This is a genomic window from Lentimicrobium sp. L6 (genome assembly GCF_013166655.1).
GTDB lineage: Bacteria > Bacteroidota > Bacteroidia > Bacteroidales > UBA12170 > UBA12170.
Genome location: NZ_JABKCA010000051.1, coordinates 19590 through 43399 on the forward strand (window position 1 = coordinate 19590; position 23810 = coordinate 43399).

Below are 23810 nucleotides of genomic sequence, written 5' to 3' on the forward strand. Positions count from 1 at the left end.
ATAGCTTCCTCCCAATCGTTTCGTCAGTGTAAAATTAAAGATTAAATGCTTAAATACTAATCCATTTACACTTCATTAACAAGTATTTGAAAGTCATTAACATAGGTCAGCCTAACTTGCTCCTACATTTGCTCTGTAATTAAAAATCAAAAAAAAGGATCATGAAAACAAAATTATTTTTAAGCTTATGCCTGATGGCATTTATTTCAACAACCGTATTATCTCAAACAGCTCATCAAGTAAAATCGAGCACAGAAACTAGTGAAACAACCGAAAGTCCATCGAAGGTAAAATGGGATTCTCAGGAATATGATTTTGGAAATATTCCTAAAAACATAGCAGCAGAAGCTGAATTCGTATTTACCAATACGAGTAAGGAACCTGTTATCATTTCAAAAGTGAAATCTTCTTGTGGTTGTACAGTTACAGGTTACGATAAATCTCCAGTGATGCCAGGCGAATCATCCACAATTACCGCCACTTATAATGCAAAAAAATTAGGTGCATTTAGAAAGTCATTAAGAGTTACCACTAATGATTTTAAGCCCTATACCTTAATTATTAAAGGTGTGGTTGAGGAAGACCAAACTATTGGTTTGAAATAATATCGATGGTAGCGAAGAGTTTGCTTATTGCTTATGTGTTTTGTAATTCATAGCTGATGAGCAAACTCTTTTTTTAGTTTGAAAAGAAATCAATTACTCCTTAATAATTTTCAAGAAATGTCTCTTTTCATCGTCTTTAATCTCAACAAAATATAAACCAGAAGGGAGATCCGAATTCATAATGAAATCAAAAGTATTTCCCCCTGTATTTATCATTCCATGATAAAGGTTTTGTGCTAAAACTCCGGACATATAGTATAAATTGATATGAATAGCCTTTGAAGATTGGCTCATTAGTTTTACTTGAAACTTAGACCGAACAGGATTTGGAAGCACCTGTATATCTTTTATAGAGGATGTGTTATCTAGGATACCATCTACCAAATCAAAATCATAATAGTTAATATTAAAAGCATCGGTTTGGGCCAATACTGTCATGATGGTTTCTCCTTGATTTAAATATACTTCTGTGGAAAAATCCTCCCAATTTTGCCATCCATCGGTGGAAGTATAATTTACGCTGGCCTCTATGCCTTCATCAAATTGAAAGCGTAAACTTCCTGAATTATAGCCTGACATTCTGCTTTTTAATTGATATATTCCAGATTGTTTGACATCAACTACATACTTCATCCAATCACCAGGTTCTATATAGCCCACATTAATTCCTCCTCCAATATCGGTACATTCTTCCGTTTGAATGCCCAACATATCGTAATAATTCTCCGCCTGTATCTTTCCCGGAATATCATTGCTTCCAGGTGACGCGCCAATATCATTGCAGATATAGAAGTCTTCAAATGGCTCCAATTCTAAAGTGCTGGATTGAATACCACTACCGATATATGAAATACTCAAATCTTCATCAGAGGATTCTAGTTCCGAGTTTAGGGCTATCACTAATATACTTTCATCATCCTCCCAAATACTAATATCACTAATGATATTGGGGACAGCTACTCCGTCTATTTTGATCACAAAATCCTCATTTTCATAATCAAGAATAGAAATCTTATCCGATATTGCTAATAGAACAGATTGACCATCTCCAGGACAAATGGCAGCATAAGGTGATAAATGAGTGCTGTTTGCCAAGCTTGAAAATTGTTGGAGCCCATGTTTATAATCAAAAAGGCCTGGTTTGTTATCCCCAAAATTGATGGGAATTTGACTCATTTTTCTGGGCCAAGTGTGCGCCAATTTTCCGCTGGGATTATGGTAACCGAAAAGGATTTCGGCAATACCTTCGCCTTCACTTCCAGGAAGCCATGCAGCAATAAACGCATCGGTATAGGGCAACACATCGCTAATAATCATAGGGCGACCTGAAATCAATACGGTAACAACAGGGATTCCTTTATTTTTTAATCGCTTGATAAGACTAATTTCGTCAGATTCTAGATGTAAATCGTTTCTATCTCCAGCACCTTCGGCATAAGGGTTTTCTCCAACTACTACTACTGCCACATCAACACTTTCGTTATAATCACCAAGCTCAGAATAAATAACTTCACTGGTTTCTGCTAGATTCTGAATGCCTTGGAGTATGTTGGTTCCTTCTGTAATTTGCCCGTTAGAACCCTGCCAAGAAATAGACCATCCACCACACTGCGCACCTAAATTATTGGCCAATTTACCAGCAACTAATATCTTCTGATTATTTTTTTGGAGTGGAAGAACATTTATTTTTGAGTTTAGTAAAACGCTGGACTCTCTTACCGCTTGTCTGGCTATATCTCTATGTGCTTGTGAACCAAAATCGGCAGCTAAACTTGGATCTGTTAAAGGCTCCTCAAATAAATTTAATAGAAATTTCTGCTTTAATATCCTTCTGGTCGCATCATTAATTCTTTCTAAACTGACTTCTCCATCTGCCACCAAGCTTTTTAAAATGCTGATGAAATAGATATATCTGTCTGGAACCATCACCATATCGATACCTGCATTTACCGACCTTTTTACCGCTTCTCTATAATCTTCATCTACCTGATCTACGCCTTTCCAATCAGAAATCACAAAGCCTTCAAATCCCAATTCCTCTTTCAATACATCATTGAGCAGGTAATCATGACCATGTAATTTTTGGCCATTCCAACTATTATAGGAAGCCATAACTGTTCCTACATTTTGCTCGACGGCATCAATATATCCGGCCATATGAAGCTCCCGTAATACCTCTTCTGAAACAACAGTGTTTCCTTGGTCGATACCATTCATTGTTCCTCCATCGCCCACAAAATGCTTGGCACATGCTAAAATAGTTTCGGAGGATGTTAAACTTTCTCCCTGCAGTCCAATTACCGAAGCCGAAGCCATCATTTTTTGAACTTCTGCAGTTTCGCCAAAGCCTTCATAAGTTCTTCCCCACCTTTCGTTTCTAGGTACTGCTATGCAAGGACTAAAAGTCCAATCGATTCCTGTTGCGGCCACTTCCTTGGCTGTAATTTGATTAATGGTCGTTACTAAATTTGGATTCCAAGTACATCCCAAGCCAATATTATGAGGAAATATAACAGCACCATAAACATTATTATGACCATGAACTGCATCTACTCCATAAACCAGAGGAATTCCTAATCTACTATTTAAAGCGATGTTTTGGTATTCATCATACATATTGGCCCAAGCCGCTTGTGAATTGGGTACAGGAGTAGAGCCTCCTCCACTTAATAAAGAGCCTAATGAATAATAAGAAATGTCAGTTATGGTTTCTAGAGCTCCTCTTTCGGCTTGAGTCATCTGACCAATTTTTTCTTCAAGGGTCATGAGCTGAAGGAGACTGTCTACTTTTTCATCAACACTAAGAGTTTGTGCAAAGGCAGTGATAGAAAAAATTAGACTTAAAAGTATTAATAAAGTTGATCTCATTTTGATTATGTTTGACTTATAATTTGGCACAAAAATACGTGCAATTATTACTTTTTAGGTCATTTCACACTACATCAAAAACACATCAAAAAGAACAAAATAGGCTATTTTACAAGCTTTACAGTGATTTTCAAAACTAATAAGCATCAAAAAATAGTTTTCATGAATTATTTCAAAACTTGAGCTTGGATTTTGGTCTTTCCGTCGCTGGATATTCACAATAGCATTTCAATGAAATGAAACATCAATTATGATTAGCTTTGTACGCTAAAAATAGAAAGACAAACTATGAATGTAAACCCAAAAGATTTTTTTGAAGGAAAAGCTGAGGATTACGATAGAGAAGTAGCTAGAAGGAAAAACGTTTCCAATATAGCTCAACTTATGATGAAAGAAGCGGATTATAAACAAAGCATGAGCATCATGGATTTTGGTTCAGGGACAGGTTTGCTTTTGTCTGACATTGCGCCTTCTGTAGGAAAAATCACAGCCATTGATATTTCAAAATCTATGAATGAGGTTTTAGAAAGCAAACGAGATCTTATAAAATGTGAGCTAGAGATTATGGAAATGGATTTGACCAAAGAAAACCTAGAACGACAATTCGATGGTATTATTTCTTCAATGACCATACATCATGTGAAAGATATTTCTGCACTTTTTAAGAAGTTTCACAATATGTTAGCCGAAAATGGAATCATTGCTATTGCTGATTTGGACAGTGAAAATGGGAGTTTTCATAAAGAGAATACGGGAGTGCATCATCTTGGTTTTGATAGAGCTGAGTTTTTAGAGATAGCAAAACATGTAGGGTTTAAAAATTTGAAAATCCAATCTGCCAGCATCATTGAAAAACCCTATGGGAAGTACCCAGTTTTTTTATTGACAGGGAATAAATAAAAAGTACCTATTATTCTGTTCGGTCATAAAGGTGCATTTTAATCTCTTGTATTATTTTAATACCAATCCCTTTTTCTCAGACTGTTTATCTTTTGCTTGCCCCAAAACAATTCCAATGGTCATGCCAAGTACCAAACCTAAAGCAATTCCATTCGATTGACCAGCAGTTGCTCCTATTGAGGCGCCAATTGCTACTCCAAAGCTCATTCCTAAAGCCATGTATAGGCTTTTATAATAACCTTCTTGAACATAGGAGAATTCTTTTTGGAGAAAATTCACCAAAACATTGATTTTTTTCCTGAAAAACCTTCTTGGATTTTGGGGTGAAGAATTCAGTTCCAGAGAGTCTAATTTTTCTTCAATGGCTGTTAACTGATTTTCCTCCAATCCTTTATTTTTGATACTAACTAGTAGTTTCTGAAATTTAGTATAAATCTTAATTTCCGATTTTTTATCTGTTCTTGATTTCAGACCTTCAAACAGGTCAATGGTTTTATCTATTTTCATTTCTTTCTTATTTAAATATGAAGCCTAAAGCCTCAATAATACTCATCTTCTTCCCTCATCGGTCATCCAACTTCTGCCTTCTTACTTCCTACTTCTAACTTTTTTTTTACCTTCTCACTTCGAGCTTCTGACTTCCAACCAATTATTTTCTCAAATCTTCCATATCAGCCAAAATATCATCTAGCTTTTTATATACAGGTCCATATACCAATTTCACATCGAAATTATACAAACGCCCTCCAAAAAATGCCAAAGCAATAGTGATGATCAGAATTGGAATGGTCCAAAGAATGGGGAAGTCTCCAACTAGGTATATCTCATGGGGCTTGGCGAGTATTTCTTGAAACACATGTTGTATGCCCGGACTAAACCATAAACCTATTACCACTGCTAAAAATAGAGCTGGATAATAATAGCCAGCCATCTTTCTATTGATAGACAATTGTTTTTTTAACCAGATATTAAAGGAGCTCAAATACTCATAGCTGTTATTCCCTTTATCGATGGTGTCAAAACCTTTCATCAAATTCCGGTTTACATATAGTATCACTGCGAGGATGATGAAGGTGGCGATTCCTGTTAAGGGAAAATGCATAAAATAAGTTATCACAAGGAATATGGGTGCTCCTACAGCAATAGCAATGAGGTTGATTTTGTTCATCCTCTTTATTTTTTCAATGATATGTATCGATTTCTGATTGTATAAATTATTGATTTTGGGAACCGTGATTTCTTCTGCATTTACAAATCCCTCTTTCCAGATGTTTTCAATTGTCTTGTCCATCTAATATCTTCTTTAATCGTTCTTTAATCCTTTTAATTCTCACACCTATATTATTGGGATTGGTTCCCATGATATCGGCGATTTCCTGATACGATTTCTCTTCCAAGTAAAGTAAGATGACTCCTCTATCCACTTCCGACAGGTGTTTTATGGCTGCGTATAAATGGTTTAGGGCATCGTTAGAAAAGGCGGCATTGTCTTCAAATACTTCATTCGGAATAGCATCGGAAGCAAAATACTGCACATTACTTTTCTTGTTTTTCTTGAGGAGGCTTAAACATACATTCAGTGATATCTTGTATACCCATGTTGACCATTCCGATTGCTCATTGAAATTGTCTTTGCTTTTCCATATCTGCAGACTGACTTCCTGATAATAATCCTCAAAGTCTTCCTGAGTATTGGTATAAGCACGGCATATCTTAATGATGATGGCCGCATAGGGTAAAATGAATGTTCTGTAAAAATCGTAACTCAAATCGTTTTTTATTAATTAGTGTATGAAATTACAGATTATTACACCCCAAGGGAAAATATTTTTTCTTTTTGTGATATTTATTGGAAATTAGGAGTGATAATCGAAATGCAATTTCGATTACGCGCTATAAAGTAGGAGATTAAATAATCCATGTTTTTTCCTTGCCGAAACCCCATGAAAATACACTATATCATGACAAGCATGTTTTGATGTGCTTTATCTTAAAAGCATGAATACAATATTTCTTTTTACACATTTTTGGAAAAAGTGTAGGAAAAATTTCCGCTGTTGATTAAAGGCTACTCCAGTGACTTTACTTCCTGAAAACAAAAAACTCCAACTTTTAGCTTTTGTTTACCAACAAAAACTAATGAGCGTCAAACAGTTTTGTTTTTATTCACTTTGAAATGTCACTTCCGTTTAACACTTTTACTCAATGGCGGAGTTGACTTTTTTCAAAAATCTTTAGACCCCAATTTCCTAAGTTTCTAACTGTATTTTGAGTTCTTTCCTTCTAAAGGCGGCAATTGGTTTTTCTTTAAAAAAAGATTCAATTCCAAACATTAGGAAGCAATAGCAGAAGGAAAACTATTGTTCAGAATGATTTTTTACTTTTCTAATCTTTTCTAATCCCCAGGTGAGAACTACTGTTAAAAGGAAGATGGGAACATACCACCACATAAACATCGAAAGCTCTTGTGTTTGAAATATGGCTGTTGCAATGTTTCCAATAATTAACCATTGAATGACATAAAACACAGTGATATTTTTTCCCAACCATCGCAGAAATACAATAACTGGAAACTGAGGAAACTTCTGTACAATAAACCAAAATAGGGTAACCCAAAGAATGACCAAACCCAATGCCCATAAGAAGAAGTAGAAGTCATGGTGATAATATTCGCTGAGGTTTATGGTGGTTTCTATCCCAAATTCAGAAAAAGCAAGTACAAAAATGAGTATAGAACCTAAAACAATGATAGCGCCCTTTTTAAATTTTTGAATCAGTTCTTTGGTTTGCAACTCAATTTTTTGAAATAAGAATCCAAGCAAAGGATAAGCTAACCAAGGAAATAGTGGGAAATAGGACCAAGAATATTTACCTGCAATAAAAGCAAGAATGTAATTTCGTTCTGCTACCATTAATAGTTCATTCAAATACGAGGTGCTTCCTACAACCAATAAAATTAATCCAAAAACCAGCCATTTTTGTCCTTTTTCTATCGCTTTTAAAACCGAAAGTATCACAATACTTAAGCCAGCCAGATAGAAAATGTCAACTCCAAATATAAATTGAAGCGGATCTAATGACCAACCTTCGGTAAAAATCTTTAGTAGCAAATGGAAATTCAATCCAATATTGAGCAGCAAGCCCAATACAAAAATAAAAATCCCCCGCACAACATTTTGCAATGGGCTTTTTTTATTTAGACCAATAAAATAACCCATTACCATCATAAAAATAGGTACAGCAATGGGTCCACCGAGTAATAAAAGAATTCTACCGAACAGACTTTCTCTTCCGGGAAGATTGATAAATGTTTCCAGAATATGAACTGGAACGATCAAAAAGACCGCAAATCCTTTTAGTAAATCGGGTAAAGGAAATCGTTTCATTGTACGATGATCTTTCGCGATTCAGATTGATACTTATCATATTTAATATGGTAATAGTAAACTCCAGTGGAAAGGTCATTTACATTCATGGTAATATTATTTGAATGGCTATCTATCATAAAATCTTTCACCATATTTCCATTGGAATCTATGACATAAAGTTGAGCATTTATCACATTTACAGGAAGTTGATATTCTAGTTTAATCACATCTTTTGCTGGGTTTGGATAAGCATTTAGAAAAATATCCTCTTGGCTATTTGGAGATGATATTACAGAGACAGAGGTGCCAGGAACTCCATAAATATTTGTCCACACGGTTTCTGGACTCACCGAATAGTCGAAACAATAGGCAAAGAGTTTATATTCATAATTATCTGTTTGGTTGATATAAATATATTGAGCATTATCTATGGTTTGAAGAACATTTCCGTTTTCTGTAATCACTTTAGCCCCGTAAATATAATAATAAGATGTTGAAGTAGTCACAATTTTATAATAGGTAAATGCCAACTCAATTTCAGAATCAGTATCAAATAATTGTTCTGAAACATATTTAATATCAGCTAAAAAATAACCATTAGGAACAGGGCAGTCAATAGTCTTGTAAAGAGAATGATCCATATTGTACATACGACATTCGCTATTCGGAACATCCATTAAATAATATTTAAAACCTATGGTTTCAAGATTTACTATTGTAGCTGAATAGTCATAGGTTTTTTCAAAAGTTACTTGTGCAAAACCTGCGATAATTGATAATAATAATAATACTGTACTTAAAAAAAATCTTTTCATTGTATTTTATTTATTTGATTAAGCTTAATCCCTCTGTGGCTGATTTGTCACCAGGATTAAATAAATTTACCTTGTTAAATAGTACTTTAGCTTGATTGTTATTGCCCATGAAGTAGGAGGTCCAAGCGAGCATCAACAGACCATCATAACCAAAGGGATATAAATCGACGACCTTCTTAAAAAGGGAATTGGCAGTATTGTATTCTTTTCTTCCGTAATATACCAAACCCAATCTATAAAGAGCGGTGGTGTTATTAGGGTTTACTTCGAGTATTTCATCATAGGTTTTTATAACATTATCCCATTTCCCAAGTGCTGAAAGGGGAAGGATTAAACCAAAACGAGCCTCTTCTGAATAAGGTTTGAGCTCTTGTGCTTTGTTATAGTATATGATGGATTCATCAAATAAGCCAGCATTATAATTAAGCCATCCCAAACGAAGGTTTATTTCGTAGGACGATTCATCATAAACTTTTTTTAAGGCATCCATTGAGGCGCTAAAGTCACTGTTTCTTTCGTAGGTATAGCTCTCTGAAAAAGCTTCCACTAGTTCATTATTAGTTGATTGCGAATAAGCAATATTGGCAAGAATTAGTAATATAAAAAGACTAATATATTTTTTTAAAATTTCCATGATATTCCAGCTGTTATTGTGTGTATTAAATATTTGTATTCTAAATTTGTACTTTTTTCTCCTAAAGTATATACTTGATAGTTTTCCTTTACACTTCTATTAATATATCTAAGGACAAATTGATATTTTTTATCAATCGGAAAGTATATGCTTCCCATGATTTTATAATCGGATTTTCCAGGAAGATTAAAGACGGTATATCCTGTTGATTCCACGAAGTTTTTCATATCACCTCGCAAGTATTGTCCTGAAATATAGATTTTTCCAATGGAGGCTCCAGCAGATATTTCGAAAGTGTTAAATGCGAAACTCTCCTCTGGGCTTGACTTAAAATACACCCTTGGTCTAATAAATAATTTTGTGTTTGATAATGGGTAATAAGTTATCCAAGCAGACAATTGTTTAAAATCTAAATTATTGATATTACCTATATTAAGCTCCAATCCTGGCGAAACATTTCCGAAGTCAGACCAAAATGCAGTAGAGAAAACATAATCGCTATACTTAAACTCTTTCAGATCGAATACTTTGTCCTTATAATTGTTGATGAGTTTACCTGCATATACATCACTTGTCCCCCAAATATAGAGAAGGGAAGGGGAAATATTGAATTTTTTCCCGATCACCCATACCGGATTTATATAATAGTTAAACTGATTAACACGAATGGGCGAGCTCGTTTGTTTTCCCCAGTTAACAATGGCATCACGAGTTACGTGATAATAACTCAGGTTATGATTCACTGTGAAATTAGAACCTATATGGTGGCTCAGATCTAAAGATTGTTGGGTGTAGCTCTTTAAGAAATAGCCTTCTCCATAATCTTCACCAAGGTTTACTTCACTGCTAAAGTCACGACCTCTTAACTCATCAAAATCCTGATTAAAACCATAATTGGTTTCATATGCCAAGAAATCGACTGCAGTTTTGCGAAGTCCTATCTTCTCTTTCACTTCTTGGGAAAAGGAGCTGATATATTTATTGGCTTCTAGTTTTCGACCACTAAACAATAAACTATAGTAAACATACTCTTGAAGCCAGTTGTCGGATTGGTCTTTAGCATATGCGTCTATAAAATATTGACAAGCTTTACGATATTTACCTTGCTTGTACCAAGCTATGCCAGTTCGATATTGAAGATAATAAAAGTCGATTCCTTGTGCTCTAGCCTCCTCTGACAATTGAATCAATTCTGGCCATTTTTCCTCACGAAAAAGTTGATAGGATTGTATATCAACTACCCTATCGTTCATCTTTTCCTGTGCATAGCTAACAGAAAAAAGCATCAATAAAAAGCTTATGACGACTAATTTTTTTGACATGTAATCTGTATTTTTAAATCTTTATTAACTAGCTCAATATCGAAAACACCACTTTCATCGAGTTTAGTTTTGAAATGATATTTTTCTGTGCTTTGTCCGGCGATTTTTTTAGTCAATTCTGATTTCAATAATATATGGTCTGATAAAAGGATATCGCCTTCCTCTTCAATTTCTAGTTTGTAATCTGCTTTTAGAAAAAGATATATGGGCGCAATCATATCCTGAAGGAACAAAGAAACACCACCAAACATGAGGTTTATAGGAACATTGTCTTTAATATTGCTATTGGGCAAGAAGCCTAAAGGAACTTTAAATAATGCCAAGAAAAACCAATATAGGGCAGTTTCTTTCTTACCAATATAATTAGTGAAATAATGTTGTTCCTCATTATTGTACAGGTAGGCAAAAGTATGATCCTCTTCGCTTTCTATATAAATCGAGTTAAACACATCAGTATTTACTCTCCAATTGAATTCTTCATGGTATTCCTGAACTCCAGTCTTTGTATTTTCAATTCTAAATTCACCAGAAATACCTTGACCAGGAATAAAATGGAGGAGCTTTGTCAGTAAATTATTTTTCCTAGGATTGGCCACCACCTGTCCTTTTTGAGGAATAGAGAAGGTTTCGAAATTGTATTTTTCACCTTTTAGAAGATAGTGTCCAATGGGGTAATCTAGAGTTGTAGAGCCAATATATGGTGTGGGTTGAAATTGAAAGTGTAAATGTGGGTAAGGGGAGCGACCTGAGTTTCCACATTTCCCGAGTAACTGTCCTTTTTTCACCTGGTCTCCTACTTTTACTGCAACGGACTGGTGCTTTAGATGACACAACTTGGAAAATATAGTGTGACTATGTTTTATGATAACGGTATTTCCCCAATTGTTAATGATGTCTACATTGCCAATAGTATTATCAGATATGGAGTTAACGACTTCTACCACTGTTCCTTCAAAAGGTGCAGTTATTGCTTTTCCAAAGCAGAAATAATCTTCTACAAAATCACCACTGCCTTTGTATTGTTCGCCCTTATTATCTGTTATCACAAAATCCCATGCATTCTGCCAGGCTCCTTTGTGAGTAATCTCTCCTTTGTGCCCCTGACTGATTTGCCATTCTCCAAAGAAAGGTAGGGAAGCTGCAATTGGAAATCTTGCAGGAAAACGCCTTAGATTACCCGATTGTAAATAAAGATTTTTCTCAGGGTTGCCCAGTTGGATTGGTGTTTCGAGTAGCTTATTGGCTCTTTTCTCCCTTAGTTTTAGAGAATATAAAAACATCAATACCACCATATTGAATGGCAAAGAATAGGGTGAAATGTAGAAATGGGCAAAGAGTTGCTGAGTACTAATAGTTATTAAAACCACTGAGGGCAATAATACCATTATCCATGCAAAGCTGGTACGGCCTGGGATAAGATAATATCCTCCTAGGGCTATAGCGGTCAGAATATAATTAAAGCCAATAAAAGTATAACTCAGTGAGTTAAATTCAATTCCCACAAAAATGTAGAAAATGTAGGAGATGGTATATCCCAAAATTGAAAGAACAAAGGTAATTCGAGAATATATCAGAAGACCAAGTGAAATGAGTATTCCGGCCAATAAGCCCTTTTGAAAAAATATAGCTCCAAGAGAATAAAAATAAATCCGAAGAAATGAAGAGCTGATTAAGCCGTCCAACCAATCGTATAGACTCACCATGGCTTGTCCACCAATTCCATAGAGCTCATTATAGGTATAGATTCCTCTTTCGCTGATATTGAGGGCTGTGAGTTCTCCTCCTGCTAAAAGTACAATCCAGATGGTGGCTAAAAAAGGGATACTTAAAAATGGAAGCCCATATTTCCCAAGCACGCCTTGAAAAGCTATGGTGAGAAAGAAGGCTGTAGTGGATGCAATGGCAATCAATAGAAATAATTCTATGGAGGGTTGAAAAGTTAAACCAACACCCAAACCAACCAACAAACTATTAAATCCAAATAATCCAGATTTTATATAGTACTCATTATATCCAAGAAAATGGGCCAGAATATTGGCTATGATTACTGCAGTTAAACCACCGATTCCAGCTCCATAATCAAAGAAACTAATCAATAATAAAACAATGGCCAGAATTTTAGAAGTGGAAAAAAACACCTGGGAATAACTATTCAAAACAGTAAATATAATCTCCTTGCTTATTATTCTAATGTTTTTTTCCATTCTGATTTTCTTTGGTTTTTATGATGTTTTTAATAATGGTATTAAGAAATCTGTCTTATTCGTAGTGAAAGATAAATTTAATCAATTACTTTTTACAATGAGGGCTTTATTTTCTTTTGGGGTTGTTTTCCGTATTTTTAAAGGACTCTAAGCTTTCTTTTTTTCTGATCACATGTGTTTCACCCTCCTCATCAATTAAAATCACATTGGGGCGATAGGTGATAAATTGCATCGATTGAGTAACATTATATGCTCCCACGCGCTCTATGACTAAAGGCTCACCCACACCAACCTGCGGAATGACAATAGCTTCACGAACCACATCAATATTCATACATAATGGACCATATATGGAGGATTCTTCAGCATGGTCGAGTTCTCGGGTGGTGTATACATTTAGGTTATACCAAAAGGAGGTAAACAAAAGATTCACCCCTGCATCAATCACCATGGAGCGTCTTCTGTCGCTCAAGCGTTTATTTGCAATCACGGTTGTCAATAGATAACCGGCATCATCTATTAAGGCTCTACCCGTTTCTAGAAATAAGACAGGTAGTTTTTCATGAGGAATTTCCGAAGAAATCAAAGCATTGGAGATGGCCTCGGCATAATCGTCAAAAGAAGGACAGGTTTCACTGCCAGGCATATAGGCGCCTTTTAAAGTGTTTTTCGAAGCAAAGCCTCCACCTAGATCTATATATTTTAACCAATAATCGAATTTATGGTGAACTGCCATATAGAGGTTTGAAAGTTTAGAAGCAGCAATGCCATATGCTGATGGCGCCATAATGTAGGTGCCAAGATGAGTGTGTAAACCAATGAGCTCAAGACTATCGGCTAACATAATCCTATTTATGGCATTCCAAGCATCCCCATTTTCATAATTGAAACCAAAACGATCCCACATGGGATAAATTCCAGCATCTAGGTTTATTCTAATGGCCACTCTCGCTTTCTTATTTAATTCACGACTGATTTCTATTAACAAATAGAGTTCATCGAAATGGTCAATATGAATATAGGCATTATGCTCTATAGCCATGATTAAGTCAGATTTGGATTTATCTGGACCATTAAACAAAATTTGAGAACCCTTCACTCCATTTGAAAGTGCTTTTTCAAACTCGAAACCAGAAACCACTTCGGCCCAAGAACCTTCATCATGATAAATACTACAGATAGCATCTAAGTAATTGGTTTTATAGGACCAGGCAAATTGTACTTTAGGATACCTAGTTTCAAAGGCTTGTTTGGCCTCTGCAAAAGTGTTTCTTATTGTCTTTTCAGAAAAAACAAAAAGTGGCGAGCCATATGCTTCCAATAAGCTTGGAACGGCTATTCCATCAATTTCTGAAATTATTTTTTGTTTTACTGGCAATCCAAATTTACTTGGCATTCCGGCATTTATCTTACTAATTGAGGGTTTTGTATATTTTAACTTTTCCATGATATTTCTTTTATAATTCTCCGTTCATTGCTATTGATTCAAACTTCTCTAGATCCACAATAATGTCGTATGAATAGCGCACAAACATTTTTCCTGAACTGTAAGCTTCTAGTGGGGCTACTTCCTGACCTAAAGCCAATTTTACTAATGCTTCAGGAATATTCTGACCAGCACCCACAGCTAAATAAACCCATGCGGGAATACGAGGGTTAATTTCGAGAAGGTAATATTCTCCTTTAACGGTTTTTATTAACTCAAGCTCCATAGCACCTTTCCACTTTGTTTTACGGATTAGGTTGCTTGTGATTTCTAACATTTTTTTATCGGCAAGGGTAATTCCCCCCCAAGCTTTCCCTTTGTCAGTAATATATTGTTTTCGCATAGGTACGGCGGCAATGGTATTTCCTTCTCCATCACCAAGAGCAATTACATTTACCTCGGTGCCCTTTACAAACTCTTGAATAATCACTGGTAAACCCCATTTTGAGGAGATTTTATTGAAAGACTGCTTTACTTGCTCCGAATTATATGCCATATATGCATCATAAAACTTTCCTTTCACCATCACCGGATATTCAAACTTATCTTTGATTTGAGAAATCTGATTTTGGCTGCCTAAGTTAAGACTTGCAGGAACTTTTAAATCATATTTTTCGCCAAACTCCGGCAGTTTATCTTTATCTCTTTCTTGGAATTGTTTTATCGTAGGTAAAAAAGTTCGAATACCGCTTTCTAATAGGCGGACTTCATTCTTCATAAAGGAAAACAATTCAGCATCGAAATTAGGAATGAGAATATCGATGGGGTCACGACGGTGGATTTCCTCAATCCTATCGATTAATTCGTTAGTGCCAGCGGAAGGATAAGGGATTTGGTAAATTTTATCACATAAGCCCTCCATATATATGCCCGGCTCTAAGGTTTCATACACTAATCCAATAAATTTAATATCGAAGGCTTTGGAGTCTTTCAAGGATCGAATTACGGGAACTCCAGGGCCAGGGTTATCGGTATTGTTTAGACCAGTAACGGCTATTGTAAGTTGTAAAGTTGACATGCTGGTTTTGTTTTATTTGAAATCAAGCGGATCTTCAGTAGTGGCAACCTGATGATAGTTAACCATGGCGCAAAACTCATGGTAATCTTTCTCAAAAGCCAAATCATCGATATCATATTTCTGGATAAATATCTCTTTAATGCTATCGAAGTCAATGTTTTGAGCAATTAGTTTTATTAACTCTAGACCTGTTGGATTTACATTAAAAGAATCCCCAGTTTTGGAATTGAAAACGAATCCATTGTCGCTAATCTTTATTTCTTCTGTTATATTCATTTTTCAATAATTTATAAGACAAAAATACGGGATGCAACAAAGGGAATTGTTACATAATTTGGTCTTTTTTTTACAAAATGTGGTGTTATTAATAAAACAGGTTTATTTAAGAATAAGTCAAGATTTATGAATGATACTGACCGAATTAATAGAGTTTGTTGAGTGACTTCTTATAGAAAGAAGGACTTTTTTTAAAGTCAGACAAGGAAACCCCAACAATGGATTTAAACTGGTTAGACAAGTGGTGGGGGCTGCTATAATCCATCATCCAAGCAATTTCGCTTAATGAAATATGGTCTTCCACAGCCAACTCTTTTACTCTTTCTATTTTTTGAAGGATGATATAACGCTCAAGTGTTATGGGTTCAACTTTTGAGAATACTTTGGACAAGGCTTGATAGCTTTTGCCTAGTTTCTCCACTAAGTATTCCGATTTTCTAGAGATAGAATCCACATTATTCATATAGTGAACCAACTCGATTACAGTTTGTTTGATTTGCTCTACCATTATCTCATCTTTACTAATGATCAGACTCATTCCTAAATTTTGTAATACTTCTTCTATTTGTTTCTTACTAACCTTATCTTGATCATAATTGAGGGTGGCTTCTCCCAATTTTATATCAACAACAGAAATACCAAGCTTGGTCAAATCTTCTTTAACCACCCTTATACAACAGTAACCTAACATATTACTTATGAAAATCCTTTTATTTGTATTACTATCTTGTTGCTTCATTTGAGCTAACTAAATTAAACAAAATGATGAATGTAATAGTGGAAAATGAAAGCATTCTAGGATTTATTGGGATATAGACTAGGATTGGTTTATTCTTGAATATAGAATCTAGTTATATAGTAGGTTTCTAGACAAGCTAGTGCGAATTCCCAAACCCAGGTGACCATATAAAAATCTTCTTTCGAGAGGAACAAGAGAACTTCCAAAACCAGTGTTGTGATGCTTTACGAGACTCTCATCCCTTAAAGCCTTCTAGCGAAGGGGATACTATATAGATAACTCAGACTATTAACCCTAAGTACTTTGATATACTTTAGACACTTCAAGAAATTCTATTTCTCTTTCTTAGGCTTAGGCGCTGGCAATTCTGTAATAGTAACCTTCACCAATTCGGCGAGTTTATCTCTGTCTTCCAATTCCTCCGTAATTAAGAAGCTTGGTTTTGCGCCTTCATAGGGAGGTGCTTCATTGACCTCACCAAGAAAAGCTCTTCCAGCTTTTGTGGGTTTAATGAATAGCTTATTATCACAAATCAGAGCGAAGAATTTATCATTACAGTATATTCCATACTCCCCAAACATGGCTCTCGTTCTGATCTCTCCAGCCTGCTCCATCTGGTCTGCCACGTAATTTACAAAGTCTTTATCTGTTGCCATAATTTATAATTTTAAGAATTTAATTGATGAATAGCTTCCTCTAAATTTGAAAGGAAAAATACTCTTTTTTGTTGATTACTCTCTTTTATAAAGTCTTGAAAACTCTTGCTTTCGTATTTTGAGAACTTGCCAATAATAGCCAGTTTTACTTTGTAATTGGAGAATTTTTGGAGGAGGTCTCCGAATATTCTAGTTTTCAAATCGAAGAATTTTGCATTAAAATGATACTCTTGCATGATGATTTTATCATAATCCTGATAATAAAGGTCTATCATAATTTGAAAACCCTCTTCAACTGAGTTCACTAGCTTCTTATCGGAAATTAGCTCAGCAATTTTAGTAGAGGGAGTAAGATGAGTTTTGATTTCCATAGCATTATTTTTTTGATCCAGAGATTGGGATTAAACGCGCGCTGAGGTCTGGATCTGCCATATCTGCATCCAATGGAAACATAGGGCGTTTTATGTGTTTATACCCCAATCTTTCTAGGTCTTGATCCACACCGCCTGGGGTTTGGGCCATAATCCAATCGGCACGCATATCATAAAGTTCTGGTACTAGGTATCCAATTTTCACTACGACAATATCTGCACCTCTAGGATTTAAACCTAGATTGGTGAAATCGCTTTCATGATGATAGGGCTTACGTATTTTGGTAACAATGACTGAAACAGAACCTACTTGTACCACTACTTCGGTTTCAGCATATTTATCGCCATGCTTTATGGCCATTACTTTTCCTTCTAACTGAATTGGTGGTGAAAATCGATCATCAATAGCGGCTCCCACTTCTCCTTTTACTTGTCCACCTACTCCAGCTTCTAAAGCTTTTTTAACAAGGTCGGGACCAGGAATAGAAGCATATATTAATTTTGAACCTTCCTCCGTTTTAAATTCAGGATGGCTTAGTATTTCATTTAATGTCCAAGTTACATCCCCTGCACCACCAGCAGTAGGATTATCGCCCATATCGCTAATGATGAATGGGTGATTATTGCTGGCAATAGCCATATTTAAACATTCCTCTAATGGGGCAACTGGTGCTACAAATACAAAATCATTTCTCACCTCCCAAAAGCTTTGTGCCAATGCTTCTGCGTTTTCTATTACTTTTTGTTTTTCATCACCCGTAACCATCACCACTGCATGATTGCGTTTTTCATCGGCCCAAGCATAACCGACCCAAATGGCAGCATCTAAAATCCCTTCTTTATCAGCCACTGGAGCTACCTGCGCATAAAGACTTTTTCCGGGTTCAATTCTGGTGCTGGTTTTTTCTCCTGGAAGTAAGATGGGAATAGGAATCCAAGCTTTAAAGGCTGGTTTTCCTTTTCCACTTTCTAATCTATCTAAAAGATTAGTCAAAGCTCGTTTTCTTGATTCTGTGGCATCTTCATGGGGAGCCAAACGATAACAAGTGATTAAATCACTATTCTCGGCCAATCGTGGCGAAACATTTCCATGCAAATCCATTGAAGTAGAAATGATGGTTTCATAACCTATTACTTCTCTTATTTTGATGATAAAGTCACCCTCTGGATCTTCTAAACCTACCACGCTCATGGCACCATGAATATCGAGGAATAAACCATCGTAGGGAAGGTTTTCTTTGAGTCTTTCTAGCGTTTCTTTGAGTAATGATTCGTAAGCTTCACGGGTAACAATTCCACCAGGGATGGCATGACCTCTAAGGCTAGGGAAATAGGTTGCTCTTTTTCTGTTGATGGAATCTGGCGAAAGGAAATTATAATAGGTATATACCTCCTCGCCACGACGAGCATGAAAAGCTTCTTTGTGGGTTTGAGCCGGAGAAAAGGTGCTCGATTCAATGGCAATTCCAGCTATGGCAATGCGAGGTAAATCTTTTTGTTGTTCTTCTTTATTTACTGATGTTCCACAGGATAATAATAAGATTAGTGATAGGAAATAGAGTACTTTTTTCATGCGATTTGTTTGTGTGTTTTTTTGGAAAAGTAAATGTACAACTATACCAATTAAAAACCATATTGAGTACTATAAATCGTTTCAATATAATTGAATCCCCTTTCCCGTTTCTCGAGACAAGTTGTGAAACTTTCTTGTTTTGCGGGACAAGTTATTGAATAGCTGTACCACAAATTGACTCAGAGGATTTCATAAAGAGGCACAAAGGAAAATAATGTCTTTGCCCGGGTTTTTTTTGAGTTTTTCTTGATGATTTTTGAAGCAGAAATTGGCAGATTGGTTTTATTGAACAATAAGTTTTTTTGTGGCTAAAATACCTTCATTTGATTGAGATATATTCCCTTGGCATAGTTGGCCAGAATGTTTTTAAGAGAAAATACTTTTCTTGCCAATACATTAATTTCAAAATATCTACTGAAAACAAAAAAACACCCCCACCAAAATTGGCAAGGGTGCATCATTATCTCTAATGATAGAGTGGATTATAAAAGAGTTTGAGTATTTATTATTTAATAAACTTCTGGCTTATCATATTCTTTCCATCGTTTCTTAGCTGTAGGAAATATAAACCAGATTTTAATTGATTGGTATTGATTTCTAATCTTTGTGTTCCCATACTTAATTGCTCTTGGGCTTCATACATCACTTGTCCTAGTTGATTGATAATTAAAACCTCAACTTGAGTAGCTTCTTGAGCTTCTACTTCGAGATAAGCTATATTGCCTACTGGATTAGGATAAATATCACCAATACGAGCGATATATCTTGATGCGATATCTTCTAATCCTGTGGTGACTCCATTTTCGGTAATATTGATTTCCACATGAGAAGTAGGATTGTCAGCGCTTAAGGTAATAATAGCTGGCTGAGTTGTTAAACCTATTACTTCAGCATATACCATATAGGTGCCGAAAGCGATATTAGAGAAATCGAATCCTGCGTCAATACTAGATGTAATCTCTAATGGATTTCCAGTTTCAGATAATAAGAATAAACTAATATCATCAGCTGACAACTGACTTTTAAAACCATCCCCTATAATATCTCCATTGATGACACCGTCGCCAGAGTTGGCACCAGAAGTAGTCTGAAGAATAATATCATATGGGTTCTCTAGTTCACCAAGAGTAATAATAGTTGCATCTAACCAATAGATAGCATCGCCATAATAGGTCGGATAAGTAGTATTAAAATGTAATGAAGATTGGTCAGCTTCTGCTAAAATTAAATAGCTACCTTGAGGTATATCAGCAAAATAGTAAGCCCCAATAGAATCTATTACACACTGAGCTATTAATACAAAGTCTTGACCAGAAACAGTATCGTTCATAATACCATATAGGCTAGCTATTCCTGAGTCAAGAGGCATGTTTTCTGCAAATACTTGCCCCCATAGGAATTCTCCAGAGCTACCACCTACAATATTCACCCAATGGCTAGATGTTGCTACACAGCCTTCAACATTAGTAGTAGTCAATATAATCATATAATCACCACCATTGGCATACTCATGAGTGACTTCTTGACCTTCAGCACTTGTACCATCACCAAAACTCCATGCAAAGTCTATGATTTCAGTATTATCGAGTCCGTAACCCCAAACGGTAACCGTCATATCATCTACTTCAAATTCAAATGCATTCTGACAATTGGTAGAATCGTTTCCTCCACCTGTGGTGTCTTGCATCACATAAATAGTTTGTGTAGAAATATATTCACAAGTATCGTTAAGAACAGTTTCTAGGCTTACTGAATAAGTTCCATCTTCTGCAAAAGTATGGTTCACTTCCATTCCTTCAGCTGTTGTTCCATCACCGAAGTTCCATGAGAATATGGCATCACCTTCGCTAAATATCTCACCTGCAAATTGATATTCTAGACCTTCACCTATGTAATAGAAGAAGTTTTCACAACTATAGTTGGTGGTATCATTTCCTCCACCTCCACCAGAAGTATCTGTACAAACTTCAAAATCATAATAGATTTCCATATTGCCAGGATTGAAAAACTGTGAAACCACTAAATAGTCATTACAAGTTTCTGTGGAGAGGATGATTTCTCCTTGAGTATTTTCATCGTCTAAAGTAATTTCATCAATATAATAACCATCGCTATTGGTAAATACAGAATTAGAATAGAAAAATCCAGCAATTGAGTCGCTGCTATAAATATTGACCATATGGCCAGAGATGGCATCTCCATTTTCATCAACTACCGTTCCGTTGACCACTAAATCTAATGCCATGATTTGCGTTCCTAAAAAAACTAGGACAAAGAATAAATAAATACGTTTCATGATTAATTATTTTAAATTAAAATTGTGAAGCCACTCTTTTAGGCATTTTGCCTTTTCAAAGGGGTAATCGTGGATTTGCTCACAATAGTTGCCTGTCTCTAAAAATATTTTCTATTTAATTTAATTGAGGTGTTTAGATAAGTGCTTATTCAAAACTAGAAGGTAAACACCTAACATAATGATTTTTAGTCTTTTTTCATTTTCCCCAACCCCAAGGGGAGCGAAAAAAGCATGCTCAAAAATAATTAGTTCTACAGTTTGTTAGACCCCATTAAGCTAAGCAAATAATTAAAAACCCTCTATAATTATTTTTTATGAGGCTTAATCAATCCACAAAGTCTGAGCTTCCTAAAACAACTATTTTAAAACAATTTAAATCGAATACCCGCTTTTACTTTGTATAATTGGTATTTCCTTCTCATATCTTGATTGAGGACTTGGCTTTCGTTCAGTTGATATTGATATTCGGGTTGAATATAGAACTGCCACTTCTTCCATTGATAGTTGATATTTGCTGCGGCCATTAATCGCCAGGTAAGCGATGGATTCACCTTTCCGCTATATTCCTGAATACCTCCATCTTTGCTATAATAATAACCCTCATTGCTCAGATTAAGTGCAATAGCCGCTCCTCCTAATACCTGGAAACTCCATTTTTTATTATGGGTTTTAAACTCATAACCTATCATCAAAGGAATGTTTAAATAAGTATAAGTATTGGTATACTTCTTGCTATTTTCGTCAGTGGACATCACTTTGTTATAGGTTGAATCTACATGAGAAAGAAGCGTATCTTGCCTGAAAATGGTATCTATTACAAAGTGATTGGTATCGACTATGATATAAAAGGTATCAATTACTTGCTCTATGCTAAAAGTAGAATCGTAATTCCAATAACTCAGTTCGATATCTTCGAAGCTCTGTGACCATTTATAGTCTATTTTCTCTTTAAAAACTTGATAATCGATTCCGGTATATAATAACCAAGGTTTATCTTTTAATTTTAACTGAAATCCCATTCCAAATTCGTAGGACAACTGAGGCGTTTGAGTATAAGCTGTTGATGTTAAACTATCACTATATAAAGCAGGAGAAGATGCGGTATTATCAAACATAAATCCACCTACATGAATATCAAGAAAGGCATTTAGTTTCTTTGTTTTTGTACCTTGAGCACTCCTATCTGTAGTTTTGGCAAACTTTGTCTTCTTAGCTTTCTTCTTGGGCTTTGTTTTCTTTTTATCTTTTGAATCTATTTCTTTATTGTTTCCATCTATACTTGTATTACTCTCCTCACTTGTTAAAGCACTTTCTTCTCCAATTTCAATGCTCACAGCTATTCCTAATTCTTCTGCTAATGTTTCTTGAATGGCCTCCTCTAAAGAAATGCTTTCATTTTCTTCAAAAATTGGAGTTTCAGGCTTGGTATTCTCTTTGGTTTTTTCTTCTGATTCATTTGTCAACTCCGGTGCTATCAGAATTTCAGATGAGGTTTTTTCTTCAATATCAAGTTCCTCATCTAGCAAAATAGCTTGAGGCTCTTTATGATTTTCACTAGATGAAATAATTTCTTTTTGTTCAGAATCCACTATAATAGTTTCGGAAATATTCTCTTCATTTTTCTGTAAGGGATTTGACTGCTCTTCTTGTAGAGTTATCATTTCTTCATCAGATATTTTAGGGGAGTCTATCATTTGAGATTCAGCTATAGGTTCTGCATTCTCTTCCTTTATAACACTTTTAGTAATGGTGTTTTGAGTATTTGAGAGTGGGAGTTCTAGATGAGTTCCCTCATTGGGTCGTTCCTCATTTTGCAAGGCCTCATAAACCAACCAAGAAGAAACAGAGATGATTCCGGCAATCAAAATATATTTTGCCCAACGAAAATACATGGCCGTTTTGAGCTTAGCATCCAAAGTAGTGAGGGCATCAGGAGATAGTTCAGGAGAAAATTGGCTGAACTTTTCATTAAATAGCATTTCAACATCTTGTTTCTTATCCATGATATCCTCCTTTCTCCATTATGATTTGTAATTTTTGTTTAGCCTTTAAAAATTGTGTCTTCGATGTGCTTTCAGAGATACCTAGCTGTTTAGCTATTTCTTTGTGCTGGTAACCTTCAATAGCGAAAAGGTTAAAAACCATTCGATATCCAGCAGGCAAAGTATAGAGCATTTTCAGTAATTCATCCATTTCCACATCATTGGTTTGCGGGTTCGAAAGACCACCAGCATAAACAGTATCCACATCAGAAAACATAGGGTCATTTTTGTGTTTTCTATAATAATCGATAGATTTATGGACCACAATAGACTTCATCCAGGCCTCAAAAGACTTGGTTTTATACTTTTTTATATTCTTAAATATATCCATAAAAGCGTCCATTAATACTTCTTCAGCCACCTCTCGATTATTGACATAGCGGAGACACAGGCCATAGAATTGCTTACTATAGCGCTGAAATAAAGCCTTTTGTGCTGTTTTATTTTGTTTCCGACATGCTTTAATGATGTCAGACTGGTTCCACTCCATATCTATGGAGTCGTAGTTTTATTGGTAATAGTTGCCCCAAGAATACTTTTTTTTGAATTCCTTGTGATTTTGGTTCATCATTTTTTGTCTTAACACAAAAAACGAAGCAAAAAAAGTCAAGACTCCACCTGCTTCACTCAAAAAAGC

General features: G+C 35.4%; 21 protein-coding genes. 2 read left to right on the forward strand and 19 right to left on the reverse strand.

What is annotated here, in order from left to right; genetic code table 11:
* Positions 1 to 161: 161 nt before the first annotated feature.
* The gene (locus HNS38_RS13280; RefSeq protein WP_172282674.1) at positions 162 to 605 is read left to right on the forward strand and encodes a DUF1573 domain-containing protein; all 444 of its coding nucleotides are present in this window, start codon (positions 162 to 164) and stop codon (positions 603 to 605) included.
* A gap of 93 nt (positions 606 to 698) precedes the next feature.
* Here HNS38_RS13280 and HNS38_RS13285 read toward each other — a convergent pair whose 3' ends face one another.
* Positions 699 to 3473, reverse strand: coding sequence for a glycoside hydrolase family 3 N-terminal domain-containing protein (locus HNS38_RS13285; RefSeq protein ID WP_216663723.1), 2775 nt, complete (start codon positions 3471 to 3473; stop codon positions 699 to 701).
* A 288-nt stretch (positions 3474 to 3761) separates the two neighbouring features.
* On the opposite strand from HNS38_RS13285, the gene HNS38_RS13290 reads away from it, so the two are divergent.
* Positions 3762 to 4373 carry a class I SAM-dependent methyltransferase gene (locus HNS38_RS13290; protein WP_172282678.1) on the forward strand — a complete coding sequence of 204 codons (612 nt, stop codon included), beginning with the start codon at positions 3762 to 3764 and terminating at the stop codon, positions 4371 to 4373.
* Between the two features lie 51 nt (positions 4374 to 4424).
* On the opposite strand, the gene HNS38_RS13295 is transcribed toward HNS38_RS13290, so the two are convergent.
* The 18 genes from HNS38_RS13295 to HNS38_RS13380 form a co-directional block, all read right to left on the reverse strand.
* A complete protein-coding gene (locus HNS38_RS13295; RefSeq protein WP_172282680.1) occupies positions 4425 to 4880 on the reverse strand; it encodes a hypothetical protein in 456 nt (151 codons plus the stop codon).
* 142 nt (positions 4881 to 5022) lie between these two features.
* A complete protein-coding gene (locus tag HNS38_RS13300; RefSeq protein ID WP_172282682.1) occupies positions 5023 to 5664 on the reverse strand; it encodes a hypothetical protein in 642 nt (213 codons plus the stop codon).
* Positions 5648 to 6142 (reverse strand): RNA polymerase sigma factor, encoded by a 495-nt coding sequence (locus tag HNS38_RS13305; RefSeq protein WP_172282684.1) that lies wholly within the window; start codon positions 6140 to 6142, stop codon positions 5648 to 5650. Before HNS38_RS13305 ends, HNS38_RS13300 begins: the two co-directional genes overlap by 17 nt.
* Positions 6143 to 6730: 588 nt before the next feature.
* Positions 6731 to 7759, reverse strand: a complete 1029-nt coding sequence (locus HNS38_RS13310) for an acyltransferase (protein WP_172282686.1) — start codon at positions 7757 to 7759, stop codon at positions 6731 to 6733.
* Positions 7756 to 8556 (reverse strand): T9SS type A sorting domain-containing protein, encoded by an 801-nt coding sequence (locus HNS38_RS13315; RefSeq protein WP_172282688.1) that lies wholly within the window; start codon positions 8554 to 8556, stop codon positions 7756 to 7758. The genes HNS38_RS13310 and HNS38_RS13315 overlap by 4 nt, the downstream gene beginning before the upstream one ends.
* A 10-nt stretch (positions 8557 to 8566) precedes the next feature.
* Positions 8567 to 9190 carry a tetratricopeptide repeat protein gene (locus tag HNS38_RS13320; RefSeq protein WP_172282690.1) on the reverse strand — a complete coding sequence of 208 codons (624 nt, stop codon included), beginning with the start codon at positions 9188 to 9190 and terminating at the stop codon, positions 8567 to 8569.
* Positions 9178 to 10512 carry a tetratricopeptide repeat protein gene (locus tag HNS38_RS13325; protein ID WP_172346597.1) on the reverse strand — a complete coding sequence of 445 codons (1335 nt, stop codon included), beginning with the start codon at positions 10510 to 10512 and terminating at the stop codon, positions 9178 to 9180. The genes HNS38_RS13320 and HNS38_RS13325 overlap by 13 nt, the downstream gene beginning before the upstream one ends.
* Complete coding sequence (locus tag HNS38_RS13330; protein ID WP_172346598.1) at positions 10497 to 12716, reverse strand: urea transporter; 2220 nt, start codon at positions 12714 to 12716, stop codon at positions 10497 to 10499. The genes HNS38_RS13325 and HNS38_RS13330 overlap by 16 nt, the downstream gene beginning before the upstream one ends.
* 106 nt (positions 12717 to 12822) lie before the next feature.
* Positions 12823 to 14163, reverse strand: coding sequence for an alanine racemase (locus HNS38_RS13335; RefSeq protein WP_172282696.1), 1341 nt, complete (start codon positions 14161 to 14163; stop codon positions 12823 to 12825).
* Between the two features lie 10 nt (positions 14164 to 14173).
* Positions 14174 to 15220, reverse strand: a complete 1047-nt coding sequence (locus HNS38_RS13340; RefSeq protein ID WP_172282698.1) for an ATP-grasp domain-containing protein — start codon at positions 15218 to 15220, stop codon at positions 14174 to 14176.
* A gap of 12 nt (positions 15221 to 15232) precedes the next feature.
* Positions 15233 to 15496: a PqqD family protein gene (locus HNS38_RS13345; RefSeq protein WP_172282700.1), complete on the reverse strand. Its 264-nt coding sequence runs from the start codon at positions 15494 to 15496 to the stop codon at positions 15233 to 15235.
* Between the two features lie 145 nt (positions 15497 to 15641).
* Positions 15642 to 16235: an AraC family transcriptional regulator gene (locus tag HNS38_RS13350; RefSeq protein ID WP_172282702.1), complete on the reverse strand. Its 594-nt coding sequence runs from the start codon at positions 16233 to 16235 to the stop codon at positions 15642 to 15644.
* 332 nt (positions 16236 to 16567) lie between these two features.
* A complete protein-coding gene (locus HNS38_RS13355; RefSeq protein ID WP_172281145.1) occupies positions 16568 to 16891 on the reverse strand; it encodes a TfoX/Sxy family protein in 324 nt (107 codons plus the stop codon).
* 11 nt (positions 16892 to 16902) lie between these two features.
* Positions 16903 to 17262, reverse strand: coding sequence for a DUF4180 domain-containing protein (locus HNS38_RS13360; RefSeq protein WP_172281143.1), 360 nt, complete (start codon positions 17260 to 17262; stop codon positions 16903 to 16905).
* A gap of 4 nt (positions 17263 to 17266) precedes the next feature.
* A complete protein-coding gene (locus HNS38_RS13365; RefSeq protein ID WP_172281141.1) occupies positions 17267 to 18835 on the reverse strand; it encodes a M81 family metallopeptidase in 1569 nt (522 codons plus the stop codon).
* Between the two features lie 505 nt (positions 18836 to 19340).
* Entirely contained in the window at positions 19341 to 21131 is a 1791-nt protein-coding gene (locus HNS38_RS13370; RefSeq protein WP_172281139.1) for a PKD domain-containing protein, read from the reverse strand.
* Between the two features lie 362 nt (positions 21132 to 21493).
* Entirely contained in the window at positions 21494 to 23134 is a 1641-nt protein-coding gene (locus HNS38_RS13375; RefSeq protein WP_172346599.1) for a hypothetical protein, read from the reverse strand.
* Positions 23127 to 23663, reverse strand: coding sequence for an RNA polymerase sigma factor (locus tag HNS38_RS13380; protein ID WP_172281136.1), 537 nt, complete (start codon positions 23661 to 23663; stop codon positions 23127 to 23129). Before HNS38_RS13380 ends, HNS38_RS13375 begins: the two co-directional genes overlap by 8 nt.
* Positions 23664 to 23810: the final 147 nt, after the last annotated feature.